This window comes from Embleya scabrispora DSM 41855 (assembly GCF_000372745.1).
In the GTDB taxonomy this organism is placed as follows: domain Bacteria; phylum Actinomycetota; class Actinomycetes; order Streptomycetales; family Streptomycetaceae; genus Embleya; species Embleya scabrispora.
Genome location: NZ_KB889585.1, coordinates 73773 through 91667, shown reverse-complemented (window position 1 = coordinate 91667; position 17895 = coordinate 73773). Strand labels below are relative to the sequence as shown.

General features: G+C 71.6%; 19 protein-coding genes. 3 read left to right on the top strand and 16 right to left on the bottom strand.

Going from position 1 to position 17895, the window contains the following annotated elements:
* Positions 1-359 precede the first annotated feature (359 nt).
* Complete coding sequence (locus A3IC_RS61975) at positions 360-1073, top strand: SCO3374 family protein (protein ID WP_052173272.1); 714 nt, start codon at positions 360-362, stop codon at positions 1071-1073.
* A 129-nt stretch (positions 1074-1202) separates the two neighbouring features.
* Here A3IC_RS61975 and A3IC_RS0108345 read toward each other — a convergent pair whose 3' ends face one another.
* The 4 genes from A3IC_RS0108345 to A3IC_RS0108330 all read right to left on the bottom strand — a co-directional run bounded on the left by A3IC_RS0108345 (position 1203) and on the right by A3IC_RS0108330 (position 3923).
* Positions 1203-1544, bottom strand: coding sequence for a histone-like nucleoid-structuring protein Lsr2 (locus A3IC_RS0108345; protein WP_020549607.1), 342 nt, complete (start codon positions 1542-1544; stop codon positions 1203-1205).
* Between the two features lie 231 nt (positions 1545-1775).
* Positions 1776-2285: an amino-acid N-acetyltransferase gene (locus tag A3IC_RS0108340; RefSeq protein WP_079026315.1), complete on the bottom strand. Its 510-nt coding sequence runs from the start codon at positions 2283-2285 to the stop codon at positions 1776-1778.
* Positions 2286-2510: 225 nt separating this feature from the next.
* Positions 2511-3404, bottom strand: coding sequence for a DUF11 domain-containing protein (locus tag A3IC_RS0108335; protein ID WP_086018417.1), 894 nt, complete (start codon positions 3402-3404; stop codon positions 2511-2513).
* 162 nt (positions 3405-3566) lie between these two features.
* On the bottom strand, positions 3567-3923 hold the full coding sequence (locus tag A3IC_RS0108330) for a BlaI/MecI/CopY family transcriptional regulator (RefSeq protein ID WP_026218014.1): 357 nt from the start codon (positions 3921-3923) through the stop codon (positions 3567-3569).
* Positions 3924-4173: 250 nt separating this feature from the next.
* On the opposite strand from A3IC_RS0108330, the gene A3IC_RS53175 reads away from it, so the two are divergent.
* Complete coding sequence (locus A3IC_RS53175) at positions 4174-5028, top strand: M23 family metallopeptidase (RefSeq protein WP_158695853.1); 855 nt, start codon at positions 4174-4176, stop codon at positions 5026-5028.
* A gap of 68 nt (positions 5029-5096) precedes the next feature.
* Here A3IC_RS53175 and A3IC_RS0108320 read toward each other — a convergent pair whose 3' ends face one another.
* The 12 genes from A3IC_RS0108320 to A3IC_RS0108265 all read right to left on the bottom strand — a co-directional run bounded on the left by A3IC_RS0108320 (position 5097) and on the right by A3IC_RS0108265 (position 16894).
* Positions 5097-5726: a GDSL-type esterase/lipase family protein gene (locus A3IC_RS0108320; protein ID WP_020549602.1), complete on the bottom strand. Its 630-nt coding sequence runs from the start codon at positions 5724-5726 to the stop codon at positions 5097-5099.
* Positions 5727-5839: 113 nt separating this feature from the next.
* On the bottom strand, positions 5840-7348 hold the full coding sequence (gene lysX, locus A3IC_RS0108315; RefSeq protein ID WP_020549601.1) for a bifunctional lysylphosphatidylglycerol synthetase/lysine--tRNA ligase LysX: 1509 nt from the start codon (positions 7346-7348) through the stop codon (positions 5840-5842).
* Between the two features lie 203 nt (positions 7349-7551).
* On the bottom strand, positions 7552-8706 hold the full coding sequence (locus A3IC_RS61970) for a hypothetical protein (RefSeq protein ID WP_158695852.1): 1155 nt from the start codon (positions 8704-8706) through the stop codon (positions 7552-7554).
* A gap of 100 nt (positions 8707-8806) precedes the next feature.
* Positions 8807-9595, bottom strand: a complete 789-nt coding sequence (locus A3IC_RS0108305; RefSeq protein ID WP_020549599.1) for a type III pantothenate kinase — start codon at positions 9593-9595, stop codon at positions 8807-8809.
* Positions 9596-9708: 113 nt separating this feature from the next.
* Positions 9709-10599: a carboxylating nicotinate-nucleotide diphosphorylase gene (nadC, locus tag A3IC_RS0108300; protein WP_020549598.1), complete on the bottom strand. Its 891-nt coding sequence runs from the start codon at positions 10597-10599 to the stop codon at positions 9709-9711.
* Positions 10596-12245 (bottom strand): L-aspartate oxidase, encoded by a 1650-nt coding sequence (locus tag A3IC_RS0108295; protein ID WP_020549597.1) that lies wholly within the window; start codon positions 12243-12245, stop codon positions 10596-10598. The genes nadC and A3IC_RS0108295 overlap by 4 nt, the downstream gene beginning before the upstream one ends.
* On the bottom strand, positions 12242-12673 hold the full coding sequence (gene panD / locus A3IC_RS0108290; RefSeq protein WP_026218013.1) for an aspartate 1-decarboxylase: 432 nt from the start codon (positions 12671-12673) through the stop codon (positions 12242-12244). Before panD ends, A3IC_RS0108295 begins: the two co-directional genes overlap by 4 nt.
* Positions 12670-13530: a pantoate--beta-alanine ligase gene (panC, locus tag A3IC_RS53165; RefSeq protein ID WP_020549595.1), complete on the bottom strand. Its 861-nt coding sequence runs from the start codon at positions 13528-13530 to the stop codon at positions 12670-12672. Before panC ends, panD begins: the two co-directional genes overlap by 4 nt.
* Positions 13527-14465 (bottom strand): Rossmann-like and DUF2520 domain-containing protein, encoded by a 939-nt coding sequence (locus tag A3IC_RS0108280; protein WP_020549594.1) that lies wholly within the window; start codon positions 14463-14465, stop codon positions 13527-13529. The genes panC and A3IC_RS0108280 overlap by 4 nt, the downstream gene beginning before the upstream one ends.
* A 64-nt stretch (positions 14466-14529) precedes the next feature.
* On the bottom strand, positions 14530-14964 hold the full coding sequence (locus A3IC_RS0108275) for a hypothetical protein (RefSeq protein WP_020549593.1): 435 nt from the start codon (positions 14962-14964) through the stop codon (positions 14530-14532).
* A 255-nt stretch (positions 14965-15219) separates the two neighbouring features.
* Positions 15220-16401: a cytochrome P450 gene (locus A3IC_RS0108270; RefSeq protein WP_020549592.1), complete on the bottom strand. Its 1182-nt coding sequence runs from the start codon at positions 16399-16401 to the stop codon at positions 15220-15222.
* 34 nt (positions 16402-16435) lie between these two features.
* Positions 16436-16894, bottom strand: coding sequence for a 2,4'-dihydroxyacetophenone dioxygenase family protein (locus A3IC_RS0108265; protein WP_020549591.1), 459 nt, complete (start codon positions 16892-16894; stop codon positions 16436-16438).
* A 144-nt stretch (positions 16895-17038) separates the two neighbouring features.
* Between A3IC_RS0108265 and A3IC_RS0108260 the strand changes: the two genes are divergently transcribed.
* The gene (locus A3IC_RS0108260) at positions 17039-17848 is read left to right on the top strand and encodes an SDR family NAD(P)-dependent oxidoreductase (RefSeq protein ID WP_026218011.1); all 810 of its coding nucleotides are present in this window, start codon (positions 17039-17041) and stop codon (positions 17846-17848) included.
* Positions 17849-17895: the final 47 nt, after the last annotated feature.

Here is a 17895-nt window from a genome sequence, read left to right as displayed (position 1 = left end):
GACGTGCGACCCACGTGTTGCGGACCGCGTTGGACAACTAGTCAAACCCGATGGTGCGTGTCGGTGTTCCCGCCGGCCACGTCCTGAGGCCGATTCCGAGTACGCCAGAAGCGAACGCGGTATTTTCCGGCACGGGCCCGGTCCGGCATCGGCACCGATTCCGCCTCCCCGTCTCCCCTCCATGTCCGGGTCATACCCAGGACGACACCTGCTGTATACCGGCAGGTCACGACCGCTGTGCAGGCAACAGCGCGGGCACTCGGGCAGGCCCGGAGCGGCCGCCCCGCGCGTCATCTCACTCATCGCGGTTGCCATATCACCTTTCGTAACCTCGCTGTCGTCCCGGAGTTGAACACGTTATGGCAGCCACGCTTGTTTTCGCGTCCCGTTCGGCGCCCGTCGTGCCCGGTCCGTTGGACGAGGCCCTCTGGTACGCGCGTGCCCTCGGCTGGCCGGCGGCTCCGGGATCGGTCGACGCGACGGGCGGGCCCGCGGTGGCCACCACCGATCCGCGGGTGCTCGCGCGGTACTGGGCGGCCGACCCGGCGGCCTCGGTCCGGTTGGCCGCCGGGGTGCGGTTCGACGTCCTGGATGTCCCCGCGGCGGCCGGCGTCCGAGCCCTGGACCGGGCCGAGCGGATCGGCGTCCCGATCGGGCCGGTGGCGGCCACCGGCACCGGTCGCGTGCAGTTCCTGGTGGCTCCCGGGGTCGCGGGCGATCTGCCCGCGCTGCTGGACTGGCTGGACTGGGCCGACCCGGATCTGGACCTGCGCGCGTACGGCGAGGGCGACACGGTGGCCGCGCCGTCGCCGTGGCCGGCCACGTGGCGGGCGCCGTGGCCCCGCTCGTGGGAGCACGCGCGCTGGCTGCGCCCGCCGGTCGACCCGGGCCGCGTGCGCCCCGTCGGGGACCTCGCGACCCTCGGTGCGGCGCTGCACGTGGACGTGCGATTCCCGGACGTCACACGACTGCTGAGCACTTTGGCGCACGCCTGCCAGCATGTGCGGCTGTTCCCGCGGCCGCGGGCCTCCCAGCCGAGGCCGCTGACCCACCACCGCCCGGCACCGGCCTGAACCACGCCCCGGCGACCGGCCCCGGACCGGCTGACGCCCCGACCCCCACCCGGGCCCGGGAAAACGACACGAGCGGTGCCCTCCCCCGGTTCATTGGGGGAGGGCACCGCTCGATGATGGCGTCGACGATCAGGCGTGGGCCTTCTCGTATGCCTCGCGAATGTTGCCCGGCACGCGACCGCGCTCGCTCACGTCGTGGCCGTTCTCCTTGGCCCAGGCGCGGATCTTGGCGGTGTCGCCGGAGGCGGCACCACCCTTGACCACCTGGCGGACGCCGCGGCGAGCCGCGACCCGGCCACCGGTCTTACGGCCGGCCTCGACGTAGGTCGTCAGGGCCGAGCGAAGCTGCTCTGCGTGCGTGGCGCTCAGGTCGATCTCGTAGGAGACACCGTCGAGCGCGAACGTCACCGTCTCATCGGCCTTGCCGCCGTCGAGGTCGTCAACGAGAAGAATCTGGACCTTCTGTGCCACCAGGATTCCCTTTCATCGGGAGGGTTCAACCAACTCGAGAAAAGGAAACCGCTTTCTGCGGGAAAATACAAACCCACCCCGCGCGGAACCCGTCGAGTCGGCAATACGTTACCGGGTTTGTGGTTGCGACTTCACCGCACACCACACCGCCATGAGCAAGAAGCGTCAAGGGGTTCGCCGGCACGGGTCACGCGATCTCCACCACACTCGCGCGGTCTACGCGGATCGAGATCACTGCCAGAGATGGAGCAGCATCCGCGTGTTGCCAAGGGTGTTGGGTTTGACGCGTTCCAGATCCAAAAACTCGGCGACGCCCTCGTCGTACGAACGCATCAGTTCACTGTAGACATCGCCGTCGATCGGTGTCTCCTCGATCTCGACGAAGCCGTGCTTCGCGAAGAAGTCGACCTCGAAGGTCAAGCAGAATATCCGCCGAACACCGAGCCAACGCGCGGTCTCCAGGAGTTTGCTGAGCAAGAGGTGGCCCACTCCGTGCCCGCGACACACCGGATCCACCGCGAGAGTGCGCACCTCGGCGAGGTCTTCCCACATCACGTGCAGCGCACCGCACGCGACCACCTCACTGTCCGCGTCCCGCTCGGCGACCCAAAACTCCTGCACGTCTTCGAAGAGGGTGACCGTGGGTTTGTCCAAGAGGATACGCAGCCCCACGTACCCATCCACAAGGCGTCGAATGGCCCGCACATCGGACGTTCTGGCACGTCGGATCGTCACTTCCATGCGCTGACGCTATCGCGATCACGATAGTCGTCGCCGCTCCGCCCTGTTTACCACCGATCTGCCCCGGTGGCAGCTGAAACACCCGGACCGACGACGAAGGTCCGGGCGGGGTTTCCCACCACCCGGACCTCGCGTTCTTCATACATCCGGCACCACCGATACCCATGACCCGCCGCCACTGCCGCACGAGTGATCAGGCCGGATATGGACGGATTTCCCCGATCATTACCGGGTCGTGGATTCGACCACGCGTGTGCTCGCGCAGGCCGCCTCGGCGTCGTCGGCACACGCGTTGCGGATGACCGGCTTGGCACCCGGCGCGCTGACGAAACTCGATCGAGCGATCATCTCGGATCCGGCCGCGCCTTGCGGCACCTTGAACACGAGAATCAGGGTGACCTCGGAGCCGGCCTTGATCCGGCCGGTGTTCCACACTCCGGTCGCCGCGTCGAATTCACCCTGCGACACCTTGGAATCCACCGGTTTCGCGCCCGCCGGCAACGCGTTGCGCACGACCGCGGACTTCGCCTCGCTGCCGCCGGAGTTCGACACGGTCACCGTGTGGGTGACCCGGTCGCCCGGCTTGGCCTGCGCGAGGTCGGCCGCACGGCGCAATTCCAGCTTCGCCGTCGAGGCCGGGGGCCCCGGCCGGGCGGGCGGCCGGGTCGCGGTGGGCGGCGCGGGCGGACGGGTCGGCGCCGGCTCGTCCGGCAGCCGCACCGCGGACGTGCTTCCGGTCCGAACGGCCGGGTCGGGGAGACCCGGCGGGGTCACGCCCGGCGGCAGTGACGTGCCCAGCGGGCTCGGCGCGTCCCCGAGGGTGCTCTGGAGCCGCTGTCCGAGCGTCGCTCGCATGCGATCCAGCTGCGCGCGCAGGTCGGCCATCGCGTCGTTCGCCGCCGTCAGGTCCGACCGCGACGGTGCGGACACGCGCGAGGACGACCACCGGGTCCACTCGTGCGAGGTCGTCCATTCGTACGACGTCGTAACGGGTTCCGGCTGCCACTCGGATGCGGCAGCCGCCCGGTCGACCGTGACCGGGATCGCGACCAGCACGGCGCCCACCGCGACGCCGGCCATCGCGAAGGCGCGTCCCGCTCGAGTTTTCGCTCGCATCATGTCGGCTCACTTTCAGTTCCGCCGCGCAGAAGTCGCATTTCTTACGTAGATCATTAATGCGATTACGCAGAGTTGCGCTTCGGGTCGACGCGGGCTGCGCCGAACGAATTAACCGAGCCGCCGAACAGCCCTCATCGCCGCCGAACGCGCCATCGATTCGACTCAGGGGAGCGCGACCCGCAACGCGTCGCGCAACGCCTCGATCTGTTCCGGCGTCATGCCCTCGACGAAGTGCACGAGAGCGCCCGCGCGACTGTCCCCCGCCGCCCAGTCGGCGCGCATCAACTCGGCTGTATACGCGTCCCGCGAGCGCACGGCTTCGTACCGATAGGCCCGCCCGTGCATCCGGCGGCGCAACAGTCCCTTGCGAAAGAGTTTGTCGAGCACGGTCATCACCGTCGTATATGCGGGCTCGCGCTCGGGCAGCAGCGCCTCCTGCACCTCGCGCACCGACGACGGGCGATTGAGCCGCCAGACGCGGAGCATCACCTGGGCTTCGAGTTCACCGAGACGGTTCATGGTCGACTCCTTCCCGAAACCTGGCCGCGCCGTGAGCTGCATCACGGACGGCGCGCAGTCTCCTATGCGGCATCGTAGACACCGTTTCGTCAGGATTTGTCCTATGTCGTGATTCGCGGTATGCGCGAACGCGGGAGCGCGGAACGTACTACTACGCGAGGGCGTAGTGTCCCCTCTCTCGCGACTTGGTCGATATGCCGTGGGTTGTTACCACTGATCCCGGCCCTGTCGTCGATTCCCCGAGGTGTTCGTGCCGCACTCCCCCGAAGCTCCGACCACGTCCACGTCCACGTCCGCCGATCGCCTTTCGCGGCTGAAGGCGCTGCGTCCGAGTCGTCCGGCCACCGCGGTCGCCGGCCTCGCGCTGCTGGCCGTCGCGGTCACCACCGGGGTCCAGGCGGCGGGGACGGACACGAGCCGCGTGCGGGCGACCGGCGCGCCGAGCGCCGATCCGGACATCGCACAGCGGCTCGCCGGCCGCGGCGCGGACGTCGCGGCCCGCTCGCAGGAGCGCCCGGCGCTGGACACCGCGCAGGCGGCCGAGCGGCAGGCCGCCGCGGACACGGCCGCACGTGTGGAGGCCGAGCGTGTGGAGGCCGAGCAGGCTCGGGAGGCCGAGCGCGTGGAAGCCGAGCGGGCGGAAGCCGAGCGGGCCCGGGAGGCCGAGGAACAGGCCGAGGCCGAGCGGGCGGCGGCGGAGCGGGCCGCCTCGGGATGGGTGGTACCGACCTCCGGCTACACGCTGACCGGTCGCTTCGGCAACAGCGGCTCGCGCTGGGCGCACACGCACACCGGCCTGGACTTCGCGACGCGCTCCGGCACGCCGATCAAGGCCGCCGCCGCCGGGAAGATCGCCTCCGCGGGCACCGCCGGCGCGTTCGGCAACCGGATCGTGATCACCCACCCCGACGGCACCCAGACCTGGTACTGCCACCAGTCGCGGTTCGCCAAGACCTCCGGCTCGGTGGCGGCGGGCGAGGTGATCGGCTACGTCGGTACGACCGGCAACTCCACCGGACCGCACCTGCACTTCGAGGTGCACCCCAAGGGCGGCGCGGCCGTGGACCCGAACAAGTGGCTGGCCGGCAAGGGCGTCGCGCCCTGAGCACCACGCCGTGAGCACCGGGTCCCGAGCACCGCGTCCCGATCGCCGTGCCCGCTGCGACCGGCCCGTCAGCCCCTGATCGCGAGCGAGTCCAGCCAGTCCCACCAGCCGCCCGCGGCGATCAGCCCGGCGAGCTTGGCGTAGCCGGCCGAGTCGCAGTGCGCGCCGTCGCCGTACGCCTCGATGCTCGCCCACCACTCGGGGTCCTCGCGCAGTGTGCGCTGGAGGGGCACGAAGGTGATGCCGCGCGCGGCGCACGTCTTCGCGTACGCGTCCTCCAAGGCGAGCGCGTCCTCGCCACCGTTCGCCTCGCCGGGGACCGGGGGCGCGCCGACGACCAGGCAAATCCAGCGGGCGCCGGTGGCGGTGTCCAGTATCGCGTCGAGGTTGGCCACGCTGTCCGCGTGCCCGACTCGGCGGCGGCCGCGCTCGACCTTGACGTCGTTGACGCCGAACGCGAAGACCATGCCGGTGCCGTCGGCGTGCCGCATCCGCGGGACCGCCTCGCCGTACCAGCGCTCCGCGACGTCGGCCGACGTCTCCAGCCGCACGCCGAGGTTGTACGCGGTCAACTGCCGTCCCCGGCGACGGGACTCGGCCGCGAGGCGGCCGACCCATCCGCCGCCGGCGAGATCGCCGACGCCTTGGACGAACGAATCGCCGGCGACGCAGATCCGGAGATCGGGGGCTGCTTCCATGCGGCCGACCCTATGCGTACGAACGGGTGATGCGCCCGGAAATACGACAGGAGCCCCCTCGGGAGCGACGATCCGTCACCGAAGGGGCTCTCGTGCGCCGGTTGGCCGGCGCGTCAGTCGGTGGTCGGCTTGACCAGCGGGAACAGGATCGTCTCGCGGATGCCACGGCCGGTGAAGGCCATGATCATCCGGTCGATGCCCAGCCCCAGGCCGCCGCTCGGCGGCATCGCGAACTCCAGCGCACGCAGGAAGTCCTCGTCGATCCGCATGGCCTCGACGTCACCGCCCGCGGCGAGCAGTGACTGCTCGGTGAGCCGGCGACGCTGCTCGACCGGGTCGACCAGCTCGGAGTACGCGGTGCCCAGCTCCATGCCGAAGCCGATCAGGTCCCACTTCTCCGCGACGCCCGGCGTGTTGCGGTGCTGGCGGGTCAGCGGCGACGTCTCGATCGGGAAGTCGCGCACGAAGGTCGGCTCGGCGAGGGTGTGCTCGACCAGCGCCTCGTAGATCTCCTGGACCAGCTTGCCCTGGCCCCACGCCTTGTCGTACTCGATCTCGCGCGCGTCGGCGAGCTTGCGCACCGTCTCGATCGGCGTCTCGGGGGTGACCTCCTCGCCGACGGCCTCGGAGACCGAGCCGTAGACGGTGATCTCGCGCCACTCGCCGGAGATGTCCACCTCGCGGTCGCCGTAGCGGAAGGTGTGCGTCCCGAACACGGCCTGGGCGACGTGCTGGTACACCTCGCGGGTGAGCGTGGCCATCGTGTTGTAGTCGCCGTACGCCTCGTACGCCTCGAGCATGGTGAACTCGGGATTGTGCGTCGAGTCCGCGCCCTCGTTGCGGAAGTTGCGGTTGATCTCGAAGACCTTCTCGGCGCCGCCGACGACCAGGCGCTTGAGGTACAGCTCCGGCGCGATGCGCAGGTAGAGGTCCATGTCGTACGCGTTGATGTGGGTGACGAACGGGCGCGCGGTGGCGCCGCCGTGCACCGGCTGCAGCATCGGGGTCTCGACCTCCAGGAAGTCCCTGGTGTCGAACCACTCGCGAATCGAGCGCACGATCCGGCTGCGGGTGCGCAACATCGCGCGCGACTCGTCGTTGACGATCAGGTCGACGTAGCGCTGGCGGACCCGGGCCTCCGGGTCGGTCAGGCCCTTGTGCTTGTCCGGCAGCGGGCGCAGGCACTTGGACGTGATCGCCCAGGAGTCGACCATGATCGACAGCTCGCCGCGGCGGGAGGTGATGACCTGGCCCTCGACGCCGACATGGTCACCGAGGTCGACATCGCTCTTCCAGGCGGCCAGCGACTCGGCGCCGACGCCGTCGAGCGAGACCATCACCTGGATGTCGCCGTCGGCGTCGCGCAGTGTCGCGAAGCACAGCTTGCCGCCGGTGCGATACAGCACGACCCTGCCGGTGACGCCGACCCGGCGCCCGGTCTCCACGTCGGCGTCGAGACCGTCGAACTCCGCGCGCAGGGCGGCCACCGTCGTGCTGCGGGGGAATCCGACCGGATACGGGTCGGTCCCCTCGGCCCGAAGCCGGTCGAGCTTGTCGCGGCGAACCCGCATCTGCTCGGGAAGGTCGTCGATCTGCGGCTGCGCTGCGCTCTGCTCGGTCACGGGACAAGGCTACCCATGGCCAACCGGCTCCCCGAACCGATATCCGCCGGACAGGGCCCAGCCGGGGGACGGGTCCCGGCGACGGAAGCCCGGAAGGCCGCACCGGGACGCGAGGCGACCGACGCGAACCGCCCTGACCGCTGCCCCTCACCACCAGCATGCGGCGTTGTCGGTACCGGGACCGCCGATCCGGCGTCGCGGGCTCAGCCCGTGCCGGTCTGCAGGACCTCGGGGGCCGGAAGTTGGCCCAGGACGCGGCCCTGGCGGCGGTGGGGAATGACCGGAGAGAGGATCTCTCGGGCCCGGTCCGAGGCGGCGGGGGCCGGCGTCGCGGTGTCGCGGTCGGTGGTCGCGTCCATCTCCGGTTCCGTCGCCTCCGGTTCGGTCGCCTCGGGTTCGGTCGCCTGCGGTTCGGTCGCCTCCGGTTCGGTCGCCTCGGGTTGGATCGCCTCGGGTTCGACGGGCCGAGGGGCGGGGGCTTCGTGCTCGGACGGCTCGTCGTTCGCGGTTTCCTCGGCCGGGGCTTGGTGGGGTACCGCTTCGAGTTCGGCGGATGCCGAGGCCGGGGACGAGACCGGGGACGAGACCGGGGCCTCGCCTTCGGGGGTCTCGTCGTCCGGCCCTTCGCCTTCGGCTGCCGCCGGGTCGGCCGCCTCGGGTTCGAGGGTCTCGTCACTCGGGAACCGGGCCGCCGGGGCCTCGTCTGCCACGGCCGGCTCGGCCGGGGCTTCCGCTTCGGGGTGGGCGAAGTGTTCGTGGTGGGCGGCCGGTTTCTCCGCGGCTTGCGGCTGTGTGGCGGCCCGGGCCGGTTCCGGGGCAACCTCGGACTCCGGTGGAACCGTCGGCATCGGGCACTGGGTTGCCGGCCTCGGGCGGGTGGGGATCAGGATGTCCAGGGGGTCGGTGCGGGTGGCCCGGACGGCTGCGGCGGCGGCGCGGCGGTGGGCCCGGGCGGCGAGGCGGCGTTCGAGGTCGGCCTCGGCCAACCGGGTGCAGCGGCTCAACAGCGCGACGCGGCTCGCCCGTTCGCGCTCGCCGCAGGGCAGGTCGAGGGTGCTCCGCAGGGCGGCCAGGTCCTCGGCCGAGGGGACGTGCGCGACCTCGTCCACCGCGTTGCGCAGACAGGACAGGAAGGTGGCCGCGCTCCCGGGCAGCGCGGCCCGATAGCGCCGCAGCTCGGCCGTCATGAACGCGCGCAGCCGCTCGCGCTCGTCCTGCGCCTCGCCGATCGCGCGGCCGAGCAGCCAGAAGTCGACCGAGTCGCGACCGCTGCGCACCGCGACGGCCAGCGCGCGGCGCAACACCCGTACCTCATGCGCGCTGAAGGCCATCCCCTGGTCACCATGTGGCGTCGGCATACCACGCACTGTATGTGCAGAGATGGACAATCCTGCTTATTTGGTGCTTGTGTTTTTCCGACTTCGAGCCGACTTCGGGTCGGCTTCGGGCCGACCCCGCTCAGACCGCCGCGTTGCGCTCGTAGACCATCCGCAGGCCGATCAGGGTCAGCCACGGCTCGTGCACGTCGATCACCGACGCCTCGCCCAGGACCAGCGTCGCCAGTCCGCCCGTGGCCACCACCGTGACCGCGTCCGGGTCGTCCGGGGACAGTTCGGCCGCCATGCGCTTGACCACGCCGTCCACCTGCCCGGCGAAGCCGTACAGGATGCCCGCCTGCATCGCCTCGACCGTGCTCTTGCCGATCACGCTGCGCGGGCGCATCAGCTCGATCTTGCGCAACTGCGCGCCGCGCGCGCCCAGCGCGTCCACCGAGATCTCGATGCCGGGGGCGATCGCGCCGCCGACGTACTCGCCCTTGGTGCTGACCGCGTCGAAGGTGGTCGCCGTGCCGAAGTCGACCACCACGCACGGGCCGCCGTACAGCTTGACCGCCGCGAGCGCGTTGATGATCCGGTCGGTGCCGACCTCCTTGGGGTTGTCCATCAGGACCGGCACGCCGGTTTTGACCCCGGGCTCGACGACGACCGTGGGGATGTCGCCGTAGTAGCGCCGCACCATGTCGCGCATCTCGTGCAGCACGGACGGCACGGTGGAACAGATCGCGATGCCGTCGATGCCGTCGGCACCGATCAGCGGGTGCTGGCCGAGCAATCCCGCGAGGACGACGGCGAGTTCGTCCGCGGTCCGCCGGGCCTCGGTCGAGATGCGCCAGTGCTCGACGATCTCGTCACCGTCGAACAGGCCGAGCACGGTATGCGAGTTACCGACGTCGATGGTGAGCAACATCGTGGGCGTCCTTGGTGTTCTGGCTCGGGCCGTGGGGGACGGAGCGCGGCTTCGGGAAGGGAAGAGCGGCGGGGCGGGGCGGGACGGCTGATCCGGTGAACGGTACCGGTCGCTCAGGCGCGCAGATCCACGCCGACGTCCAGGATCGGGGCGGAGTGGGTGAGCGCGCCGACCGCGATGTAGTCCACACCGGTCTCGGCGACCTCGCGGGCGGTCGCCAGGGTGAGGCCACCACTGGCCTCGAGGCGGGCCCGGCCCGCAACCAGGGCCACCGCCTCGCGCATGCGATCCGGCGTCATGTTGTCCAGCAGGATCAGGTCGGCGCCCGCGTCCAGGACCGGCGGGATCTGGTCGAGGTGGTCCACCTCCACCTCGACCGGCACGTTCGGGAAGGCCGCCCGCACGGCCTTGAACGCCTCGGCGACGCCGCCCGCGGCGACCACGTGGTTGTCCTTGACCATCGCCGCGTCGGACAGCGACATCCGGTGGTTGACCCCGCCGCCGCAGCGCACCGCGTACTTCTCCAGGGCGCGCAGGCCCGGCGTGGTCTTGCGGGTGTCCCGGACCGAGGCACCGGTGCCCTCGATCGCGTCCGCCCACGCGCGGGTGGCGGTGGCCACACCGGACAGCCGGCACAGCAGGTTGAGCGCGACCCGCTCGGCGGTGAGCAGCGTGCGGGTGCTCGCCTCGGCAGTGAACAGCACCGTGCCGGGCGTCACCGCGTCGCCGTCCCGGACGTGCCGGGTGAGCACCAGGTCGGCGCCGCAGACCAGTTCGAGCACCGCCTCGGCGACCGGGATGCCCGCGACCACACCCGATCCGCGGACGGTGAACTCGGCGTGACCGCGCGCGTCCTCGGGCACGGTGGCCACCGAGGTGACGTCCACGCCGCCGTCGAGGTCCTCGGCGACGGCGGCGGTCGCCAGCGCGGCGACGGCGAGCGGGTCGAGCCCGGCCTCGGCCAGGCGCGACGTGAGATCGGCGGACAGCTGGACGGTGCTCACGCGGTCGACTCCTCGGGTTCGTGTGCCTGGTAGGCGACGTGCAGGGCGCCCTCGCGCAGCGACGTGACGAGGTTGCCGCGCCACGCGGCGTCGTCGAGGTCCGGACGGTCCTCGCGCCAGTGACAACCGCGCGTCTCCTCGCGGAGCAGCGCGGCTCGGGTGAGTGCGCTCGCGACCAGGTGCAGGTTGGTGGTCTCCCACGTCTGCGTGCACGGATCGGTGCTGGTACGGGTGGCCAACTCGACCAACGCGGCCTCGGCGCCGGCCAGACCGTGCGCGCCGCGCAGCACCCCGGCGCCCGAGGTCATCGCGCGTTGCAGGCGCAGCCGGACCTCCTCGCCGAGCAGCCCCGCCGGGCCCTCGGGGGCGGCCGGCGCAGCGAACGGCGGCATGCCCAGGGCCAGATCCGCCGCGATCCGCTCGGCGAAGACCAGGCCCTCCAACAGCGAGTTGGACGCGAGCCGGTTGGCGCCGTGCACGCCGGTGCACGCCACCTCTCCGCATGCGTACAACCCCGGCACGCTGGTCCGTCCATGCAGGTCGGTGCGTACGCCTCCACTCGCGTGGTGCGCGGCGGGCGCCACCGGGATCGGCTCGGTCACCGGGTCGATCCCGTGCGCACGGCATGCGGCCAGGATGGTCGGGAAGCGGTGCTTCCACATGTCCGCGCCGAAGTGCCGGCCGTCCAGGTACATGTGTTCGGCGCCGGTTTCGGCCATCCGGCGCACGATGCCCTTGGCCACGATGTCGCGCGGGGCCAATTCGCCGAGCGGATGACGATCCGTCATGAACCGGATGCCGGCCGCGTCCACGAGGTGGGCGCCTTCGCCGCGGACCGCCTCGGAGACCAGCGGCTGCTGACCCTCGGCGCCCGCACCGAGCCACAGCACGGTCGGGTGGAACTGGACGAACTCCAGGTCGGTGACCTCGGCCCCGCCGCGCAGCGCGAGCGCGACCCCGTCGCCGGTGGCCACCGACGGGTTCGTGGTGGACGAGAAGACCTGGCCCATGCCGCCGGTGGCGAGCACGACGGCCCGCCCCACGGCGGCGCCGACGCCGTCCCGCGCGCCCTCGCCCATCACGTGCAGGGTGACCCCGCACGCGCGCCCGGAGGCGTCCTTGAGCAGGTCGAGCACGAGCGCGTTCTCGATCACCTCGATGTCCGGCGTGGCCCGCACCGCGGCGACCAGAGCCCGCGATATCTCCGCTCCCGTCGCGTCGCCGCCGGCGTGTGCGATCCGGTTGCGCAGGTGGCCACCCTCACGGGTGAGCAGTACGTCGCCGTCCGGACCCCGGTCGAACTCGGCGCCGGTGTCGATCAGTCGGCGCACCGCGTCCGGACCCTCGGTGACCAGGACCCGGACCGCGTCCTCGGCGCACAGCCCGGCACCGGCCACGAGCGTGTCGCGCAGGTGCTGTTCGGGGCTGTCGCCCTCGCCGAGCGCGGCCGCTATCCCACCCTGTGCCCAGCGCGTGGAGCCCTCGTCGAGTTGTGCCTTGGTCACCAACAGGACCCGGCCCGCCCGGCGCGCACGCAGTGCGACGGTCAGGCCGGCCACCCCGGAGCCGACCACGATGACGTCCGCGCGCACGCTCCACCCGGGATCGGGAGCGGCCAGGCGCGCGGGAAGTGCGGGCGTGTTCATTGCGCGACCCGGTCGCCCACCACGCGGTCACCGCGTACCGTCTCGCCGCCGGGAAGAGCCTCGGCCGGGTCGTGGCCGGTACCGGTGATCGCGTTGGCCGCGTCCACGAACACCACGCGCGGCTTCATCGCCCGCGCCTCGGCGTCGGTGACCTGGGCGTAGGCGATGATGATCACCAGGTCGCCGGTGTGCACCAGGCGTGCGGCGGCACCGTTGATGCCGATCACGCCGGTGCCGCGCGGGCCTGCGATCGTGTAGGTCTCCAGGCGGGCGCCGTTGTCGATGTCGACCACGTGCACCAGTTCGCCGGGCAGGATGTCGGCGGCTTCGAGCAGATCCTCGTCGATGGTGATCGAGCCGACGTAGTGGAGGTCCGCCTGCGTGATCGTCGCGCGGTGGATCTTGGACTTGAACATCGTGCGCATCATGACCGGGGGACTCCCGTGATCGTCAGGCGGGCGTTGTCGATGAGCCGGGTGGCGCCCACGCGGGCCGCGATCGCCAGGATCGCCGGGCCGGCGTGATCGGCGGCCACCGGGGTGAAGTCGTCGATGTCGACCAACTCCACATAGTCGGGTTTCAGCACGCCGCGCAGCACGTCCTCCGCGGCGGCGCGCACGGCGCCCGCACCGTCGCCCGCACGCCGGGCGCCCGCGTCGAGCGCGCGGCTGAGCGAGAGCGCGATCTCCCGCTCGGCCTCGGACAGGTAGCGGTTGCGGCTGGACCGGGCCAGCCCGTCGGGTTCGCGGACGGTGGGCACGCCCACGATCTCGACGGGGAAGTTCAGGTCGCGCACCATGCGCCGGATCAGCGCGAGTTGCTGGGCGTCCTTCTCGCCGAAGAAGGCGACCTTGGGTGCGGTCAGGTGCAGCAGTTTGGCGACCACGGTGAGCATGCCGTCGAAGTGGCCGGGCCGGGAGGCGCCTTCGAGCACCGCGCCGGTGGGTCCCGCGGTGATCCGCACCCGCGGCTCGCCGCCCGGGTACACCTCGTCCACCGACGGCGCGAACACCACGTCGGCGCCCGCCTCCCCGCTCAGTTCCAGGTCGGCGTCCAACGTGCGCGGGTAACGGTCCAGGTCCTCGCCCGCGCCGAACTGGAGCGGGTTGACGAACACGGTGACCACGACGTGACCGGTCGGGCCGACGAACTCGCGCGCCGCGCGGATCAGCGCCGCGTGCCCCTGGTGCAGCGCGCCCATCGTCATCACCACCGCGCGCAACCCGTACGGCCGGGTGTCCTCGGTGAGTTCGGCCGCGGTCCGGGCCAGGCGCACGGCGGTCACGGTCGGCCTCCCTCGGCCAGCACGTCCAGCAGCGCCTCGGCCGCCTCGGCCTTGAGCAGGCCGGCGTTCAGCGCCCGGTCGGCGGTCAGTCGGGCCATCGCCACGTAGGCGGCCAGCGCCTCGGGCGAGACCCGGCGCAGTTCGCTCACGTGCGCGGCCACGGTGCCCGCGTCGCCGCGCGCGACCGGTCCGGTCAGCGCGTGATCGCCGGCTCGCAGCGCGTTGTCCAGGGCGGCGCCCAGCAGTGGTCCGAGCATGCGGCCCGGGGCGCGGACGCCGGCCGCGCCGAGCAGTTCGATCGACTGCGCGACGAGGGTGACCAGGTGGTTCGCGCCGTTGGCCAGGGCCACGTGGTAGAGCGCGCGGTCGCGCTCCTCGATCCACTCCGGTTCGCCGCCCATCTCCACCACGAGCGCCTCGGCGACCGGGCGCAGCGGCTCGGGCGAGGTGACCCCGAAGGAGCAGCCGACCAGCCGTTCGAGGTCGATCGTGCTGCCGGTGAAGGTCATCACCGGGTGTAGTGCGAGCGGCAGCGCGCCGGCGCGCGTGGCCGGTTCCAGGATGTCGACGCCGTAGCGGCCCGACGCGTGCACCAGGAGTTGACCGGCCTTGATCGCGCCGGTCTCGGCCAGGCCGTGTACGAGCGCTTCGAGCGCGTCGTCGGGCACGGTCAGCAGGGTCAGGTCGGAGGCCGCGATCACCTCTTGCGGGGTGACCAGCGGGACGCCCGGCAACAGGTCCTCGGCGCGACGCCGAGAGGTCTGCGAGACGCCGGAGGCGGCCACCACCGAGTGCCCGGCGAGGGCGAGGGCGGCGGCCAGGGTCGGGCCGACGCGGCCGGTGCCGACGACTCCCACGCGCAGCCGCGCGGGGCGGTCGGTGGGGTCGGGCGAGCGGCCGTGCGGATGCGGACGTGCGGTGATGTCGTTGTTCACGCGAGCGAGCCTTCCGTTCCAGTCCGCGGCGGGTACCGGACGAGTACTGGCCCGATCAGGGTACTCACGCGCCGGGCGGGCCGGTCCCCGGGTTGGTCGGCACGTCGCTCGGCCGCGGGCCCGGCGGCGCCCACCGATAGCGGGTGGAGCCCGCCTGGTGCGCGACGCGGCGCACGACCTTGTGCCGGATCAGCTCGGGCCCGCGCATCCCGATCGCGCCGAGCGCGGTCAGCACGAGGCCGGTCAACAACATCGTGCCGGTGACCACCCGGGCCACCCGGGCGCTGCGCGGGCCGCCCTGGGTTTGCAGCGAGTAGGCGGAGGAGGTCGAGCGGGCCTTGTCGGCGGTCGATTCCACTGGTGCGGCGCTACTGCGCTCGGGTGACGGCGACGGGGTGGGGCCGACGTCCAGGGCCCCGGCCGCCGCGACGATCCCGATCGCGGCGACCGCGAGCGCGCAGCGTCGACTCGCGCGTATGACCAGCTGACGGCTGCCCATGGGGAGCCTCCCGGAGACCGGTGACGATTGACCAGGGTGCGAGGGTTCGGCCCTCTTCTTTCCCCGAGTCGGTCGCTTATGTGTCCCCTTTCGACCGCCTTCGCATGCCTCTCATCCCGCGAAGGACTCGCGATCGGGCTCCGCGGGCGGGCTCCGCCGGGCGGGCTCCGGGCAGCCCGACCGACGGTCACCGAAGGTCGCCGAAGGTCACCGCCGCCCCCGGGCCCGGTCCGGTCCGGTCCGGTGGACGGTGCCCTAGCCGAGCCGGACCGGCAATCGGGTGAGCGCGTTGTTGAGGTTCGAGCGCAGCCGCTCCGGCTCGCCGGTCGCCTCGATCGTGGCATGGGTCGCGAGCAGCTCCTCGAAGAACACCCGTCCCTCCAGGCGCGCGATGTGCACGCCCAGGCAGAAGTGTTCGGCGAAGCCGAAGGACAGGTGCGGGTTGGGCCTGCGGGTGATGTCGAAGCGCTGCGGGTCGGTGAAGACCTCCTCGTCGCGATTCGCGGACGTGTAGTACATGGCCACCTTGTCGCCCGCCTTGATCGACACGCCGCGCAGTTCGGTGTCCCGGGTGGCGGTGCGGCGGAAATAGTGCAGCGGGTTGGCCCAGCGCAGGATCTCCTCGACCGCGCCCGGGATCAGCGCGGGGTCCGCGCGCAGCGCCGCGAGCTGGTCGGGGTGGGTCAGCAGCGCGTGCAGGCCGGCGGACAGCATGGTCTTGGTGGTGTCGTTACCGGCCGTGACCAGCTGCACGAAGAACTGGCCGAAGTCGAGGTCGGTCATCATCCGGCCGCCGAACTCGGACTCCAGGATCAGCGAGGTGATGTCCTCGCGCGGCTCCTCGGCCCGGCGCGAGGCGGCGAAGCCGATGGCGTAGCGGGCCATCTCGATCGCCGCCCCGCCGCCCTCGCCCGCCGTGTTGCGCTCGGCGAGCGCGTGGATGTGGTCCCAGTCGGCCGGCGGCAGGCCCATCAGCTCGCCGATCACCTGGGTCGGCAGGCTGGAGGTGACGTCGTGCACGAACTCGACGTCACCGGTGCCCACCCGCGCGAAGATCTCCCGGCAGATGGTCCGGATCCGGTCCTCCATGCCGCCGACCACCTTCGCGGTGAAGGACTTCACCAGCGGCTTGCGGTACGCGCGATGGCGCGGCGGGTCCATCGACAGCAGCGTGCCGCGCAGGGCTTCGAGTCGCTCGGGTTCGAGGTCCTCCAGGATGATCCCGCCGGCCTCGGCGGAGAAGATCGCCGGGTTCTGCGACACGTACTCGACGTCGGCGTGCCGGAGCACGGCCCAGTACCCCGGTTGTCCCGGGATGTCCTGCCAGTGCACGGGGTCGGTCCGGCGCAACTCGGCGAACAGCGCGTGCGGCGGGCCGTCGAGATACAGCTCGGGGCTGTAGAGGTCGGGTCCGGTCGGGGCGGGCGTGACGGTCATGACATCTCCCTTGCGGCCTCGGATGGCACCCTTGTCAGCCCACGACCACGTTCGGCCGGCCGAAACCCTGTGCCTCGCACAGGGCGTAGTAGGCGCGCAGCGTGCCCGCGCCGTCGGTCACCGAGGTGATGTTGCCCTCGGCGTCCAGGTTGAGGTTGGCGCCGTACATCTGGAACCACACCCGGGTGTCGGGCTCGACGCAGGTGAGCGTGTGCACGGAGCCGGCGGGCTCGTACAGGAACGAGCCGGCCCGGTTGACGTAGTCGTACTCGACGTATTTCCAGGCGCCGGACACGGTGTAGCCGTAGACGGGGCCGGTGTGCCGGTGCGTTTCGACGGCGAAGCCGGGCTGGAAGACGTTCTCCACGATCCACAGGCCCTCCTCTTCCTTGACGCACAGCACCTTGAGCTTGTTGCCGCCGCCGATCTCGACGAACGGCAGGTCCTCGGCTCCGATGTGCACGGCGGGGCGTCCGGTCTCGGTGGTGGTCATGCGGTTTCCTCCCGGAGGCGATCACTGCTCCTGTAACGGTGTAACAGCATGCCTCAAGGGCCGGTGAGTTTCGAGGGTCGCGCGCGATGGGCAACATCATCGATCGCACATGTGTACGTCGGGGACGGGGATGGGGAGCGGAAGATGGGACAGCTCGACGGGAAGGTCGCCGTGGTCACCGGCGGCGCCAACGGAATCGGCCGCGCGTGTTGCGAGCGCTTCGCCGAGGAGGGCGCCGACATCGTGATCGCCGACCTCCTGGACGAGGCCGCGATCGGCACCATCGAGGCGGTCGAGAAGCGCGGCCGGCGGGCCACCTACATGCACACCGACGCGAGCAGCCCGACCGACACCGGGACGGTGATGCAGCACGCGATCGACACGTTCGGAGCGATCGACGTCCTGGTCACCGCGGCGGGCATCAGCACGGCGGACTACGTCAGCGGCCGACCCGGCAACACGGCAGCGACCGAGCGGGACCCGATCAAGCGATTCGTGGACAGCCCGCTCGCCGAGTGGCAGCGCGTGCTCGACGTGAACCTGACCGGCACGCTGCTCGCGGTCCAGGCCGCCGCGCGCTGGATGGTGGCCCAGGGCCGACGCGGCTCGATCATCACCATCGCCTCGATCGCCGCGAAGCACCCCGAGGCGGGCTCGGCGGCCTACTCCGTGTCCAAGGCGGGCGTGTGGATGCTGACCAAGCAGGCCGCGCTCGTGCTGGGGCCGGCCGGAATCCGGGTCAACGCGATCGGTCCGGGCTTCATCGAGACCAACATGACCGCGGTCCTGCGCGGGATGCCCGAACTCGAGCAGCGCCTGCTCGGCAGCGTGCCGCTGGGTCGGATGGGCAGCGCCCGCGAGGTGGCCAACGCGGCGCTGTTCCTGGCGAGCGACCAGTCGTCCTACTTCACCGGCGAGATGCTGCATCCGGACGGCGGCTTCTACACCGACTGAGCCACCGCACGGGCACACCCGCACGCGGGATCCGCGTGCGGGTGTGA

Bases quoted from the DNA above. Each gene is read 5' to 3' on its own strand.
- A3IC_RS61975 (WP_052173272.1), top strand. From the start codon at position 360: ATGGCAGCCACGCTTGTTTTCGCGTCCCGTTCGGCGCCCGTCGTGCCC.
- A3IC_RS0108340 (WP_079026315.1), bottom strand. From the start codon at position 2,285: ATGGAAGTGACGATCCGACGTGCCAGAACGTCCGATGTGCGGGCCATT.
- A3IC_RS0108335 (WP_086018417.1), bottom strand. From the start codon at position 3,404: ATGATGCGAGCGAAAACTCGAGCGGGACGCGCCTTCGCGATGGCCGGC.
- A3IC_RS0108330 (WP_026218014.1), bottom strand. From the start codon at position 3,923: ATGAACCGTCTCGGTGAACTCGAAGCCCAGGTGATGCTCCGCGTCTGG.
- A3IC_RS0108320 (WP_020549602.1), bottom strand. From the start codon at position 5,726: ATGGAAGCAGCCCCCGATCTCCGGATCTGCGTCGCCGGCGATTCGTTC.
- A3IC_RS61970 (WP_158695852.1), bottom strand. From the start codon at position 8,706: ATGCCGACGCCACATGGTGACCAGGGGATGGCCTTCAGCGCGCATGAG.
- A3IC_RS0108305 (WP_020549599.1), bottom strand. From the start codon at position 9,595: ATGTTGCTCACCATCGACGTCGGTAACTCGCATACCGTGCTCGGCCTG.
- A3IC_RS0108295 (WP_020549597.1), bottom strand. From the start codon at position 12,245: ATGAACACGCCCGCACTTCCCGCGCGCCTGGCCGCTCCCGATCCCGGG.
- panD (WP_026218013.1), bottom strand. From the start codon at position 12,673: ATGATGCGCACGATGTTCAAGTCCAAGATCCACCGCGCGACGATCACG.
- A3IC_RS0108275 (WP_020549593.1), bottom strand. From the start codon at position 14,964: ATGGGCAGCCGTCAGCTGGTCATACGCGCGAGTCGACGCTGCGCGCTC.
- A3IC_RS0108270 (WP_020549592.1), bottom strand. From the start codon at position 16,401: ATGACCGTCACGCCCGCCCCGACCGGACCCGACCTCTACAGCCCCGAG.
- A3IC_RS0108265 (WP_020549591.1), bottom strand. From the start codon at position 16,894: ATGACCACCACCGAGACCGGACGCCCCGCCGTGCACATCGGAGCCGAG.
- A3IC_RS0108260 (WP_026218011.1), top strand. From the start codon at position 17,039: ATGGGACAGCTCGACGGGAAGGTCGCCGTGGTCACCGGCGGCGCCAAC.